Source organism: Nocardia farcinica (genome assembly GCF_029867845.1).
Classification (GTDB): domain Bacteria; phylum Actinomycetota; class Actinomycetes; order Mycobacteriales; family Mycobacteriaceae; genus Nocardia; species Nocardia farcinica_A.
Genome location: NZ_JARWRU010000685.1, coordinates 1 through 2,721, shown reverse-complemented (window position 1 = coordinate 2,721; position 2,721 = coordinate 1). Strand labels below are relative to the sequence as shown.

Sequence of the window (2,721 nt, the reverse complement as noted above, 5' to 3'; positions counted from 1 at the left end):
AAGAACAGGCCGCTGCTGCGCCTGCCGCGCCGCCGCTGCCCCGCCCTGGCCAGCGGCGGCGGGACGTCGATCATCACGATGTGCAGCGGCCGCCCGCAGGCGCGGGACCAGCGGGCGATCAGCGCCCGGCTCCAGCGGAAGGTCCCGCAGTCGTGGATGATCACCGGCCCGGACGCGGACCGCAGGGCCCGGCGGATGGTCGCGTAGTGCGCGCACTGCACCACCGGACGCCACAGCGGGTAGGGGAGCCGGCGCAGGCGCGGGGTCCAGCGGTTGCGCGCGTGCTGGGAGTCGACGACCACCCGCCCGCCGGGGCCGGTCGGCGGGCGCGTCTCGGTGGCGCCCGAACCGAAGAAGCGCAGCAGCGCCGTGCTCTTGCCCGCTCCAGGCACCCCGGCGAACACCAGGGCCGCGGTCGCCGGGTAACGCAGCCGGGTGACCGCGGGCACATCGTCCGGGCGGGACGGCCGGGCGGCCCGCAGATCGTGGACACCGGAGGGGGCGAGCGCCACCGGGCCCGCGAGGACGCCGCGCGGGGCGGGAGAGTGCAGGGGCGGCACGTCGAGCGGAGGGTTCACCCCTTCCAGACTCCTGACCGGCAGCCGGTCCGGCAACCGGGAAAACCCTGATCTCTCAGTGCCATTCGGCACCATGCGCGCGGTCTGTCCGCGTGCTGCATGCTGGACACCATATTTCGTGACCGCGGCGGCGAGCAGTCATGGCGCGCAGGCGGTTCGGCGAACGCGGAGGCGATGCGGGCCGAGGCGGCCGACGGTGGGTGGCGGGCGATACGCGGTGGCGCGCAGCCCCGCGAAGGTGTGATCGATCACGGTCGGACGGCGATCTCGCTGGTCGTTCGACCAGCCGATAGAGGCCTTCGGCCCCGAACCTGAGAATTGGTTGTGGAACGGGGCTACTCGCCGGTAGAAGCGCTAGACTGAGCCACGAAGGCGGAGTCTTCGGTGTCCCTCATCCACCGAAGATTCCGCCCTCGCCCTGTCTGCACCCGTCCGGCCCCGCCGAGGCAGCGCCCGGCTGCCGGGTGCCCTCCCGCCGTGGCGAGAGGGCCGGACGAATCGCCGGCACGGCCCCGATAGGATCACGGGGTGACCAGCGCAGCCCCTGACAACTCGCATGATCGTGCCGCCGCCCTCCCCAAGAGCTGGGATCCCAGCGCCGTGGAGGCCGAGATGTACGAGCGCTGGGTAAGCGCGGGCTATTTCACCGCCGACCCGGGCTCGGACAAGCCCGCCTACTCCATCGTGCTGCCGCCGCCGAACGTCACCGGCACCCTGCACATGGGCCACGCCCTCGACCACACCCTCATGGACACCCTCGCGCGCCGCAAGCGCATGCAGGGCTACGAGGTGCTGTGGCTGCCCGGCATGGACCACGCGGGCATCGCCACCCAGACCGTGGTGGAAAAGCAGCTCGCCCTCGACGGCAAGACCAAGGAAGATTTCGGCCGCGAATCGTTCGTGGAGAAGGTCTGGGACTGGAAGCGCGAGTCCGGCGGCTCCATCCAGTGGCAGATGCGCGCCCTCGGCGACAGCGTCGACTGGAGCCGCGACCGCTTCACCATGGACGAGGGCCTGTCCCGTGCCGTCCAGACCATCTTCAAGCGCCTCTACGACGACGGCCTCATCTACCGCGCCGAGCGCCTGGTGAACTGGTCGCCGGAACTGCGCACCGCCATCTCCGACATCGAGGTCAAGCACGAGGACGTGGAGGGCGAGCTGGTCTCGCTGCGCTACGGCTCGCTGAACGACGACGAGCCGCACGTCGTGGTGGCCACCACCCGCGTGGAGACCATGCTCGGCGACACCGCGGTGGCCGTGCACCCCGACGACCCGCGCTACCAGAAGCTCATCGGCACCACCATCGAGCACCCGATCACCGGACGGCAGATCCCGATCGTCGCCGACGACTACGTCGACCCGGAGTTCGGCTCCGGCGCGGTGAAGATCACCCCCGCCCACGACCCCAACGACTTCGAGATCGGCCTGCGCCACAAACTGCCGATGCCGACGATCATGGACGAGCGCGGCCGGATCACCGGCACCGGCACCGAATTCGACGGCATGGACCGCTTCGAGGCGCGGGTGAAGGTGCGCGAGCGGCTGGCCCGCGAGGGCCGGGTGGTCGCCGAGAAGCGCCCCTACATCCACAGCGTCGGCCACTCCGAGCGCTCCGGCGAGCCGATCGAGCCGCGGCTGTCGATGCAGTGGTGGGTCAAGGTCGAAGCCCTGGCCAAGGCCGCGGGCGACGCCGTGCGCAACGGCCACGTCGCCATCCACCCGCCCAGCCTCGAACCGCGCTGGTTCGAGTGGGTGGACAACATGTACGACTGGACCATCTCCCGCCAGCTGTGGTGGGGCCATCGCATCCCGATCTGGTACGGCCCCGAGGGCGAAGTGGTCTGCGTCGGCCCCGACGAGACCGCGCCCGAGGGCTGGGTGCAGGACCCCGACGTCCTCGACACCTGGTTCTCCTCCGGCCTGTGGCCGTTCTCCACGATGGGCTGGCCGGAGGCCACCCCGGAGCTGGCCAAGTTCTATCCGACCAGCGTGCTGGTCACCGGTTACGACATCCTGTTCTTCTGGGTCGCCAGGATGATGATGTTCGGCATGTACGTCTCCGAGGACGCCGCCCTCACCACCGGCAAGGGCGGTGCGGTGCAGGTGCCGTTCCGCGACGTCTTCCTGCACGGCCTCATCCGCG

General features: G+C 70.7%; 2 protein-coding genes. One reads left to right on the top strand and one right to left on the bottom strand.

The window, feature by feature from the left end; all coding sequences use genetic code 11:
• Window positions 1-578: AAA family ATPase (locus QH283_RS15090; RefSeq protein ID WP_280503628.1), on the bottom strand; the 578-nt coding region annotated here is incomplete at its 3' end.
• A 528-nt stretch (window positions 579-1,106) separates the two neighbouring features.
• On the opposite strand from QH283_RS15090, the gene QH283_RS15085 reads away from it, so the two are divergent.
• A partial coding sequence (locus QH283_RS15085; protein WP_280503627.1) for a valine--tRNA ligase occupies window positions 1,107-2,721 on the top strand: 1,615 nt, incomplete at its 3' end.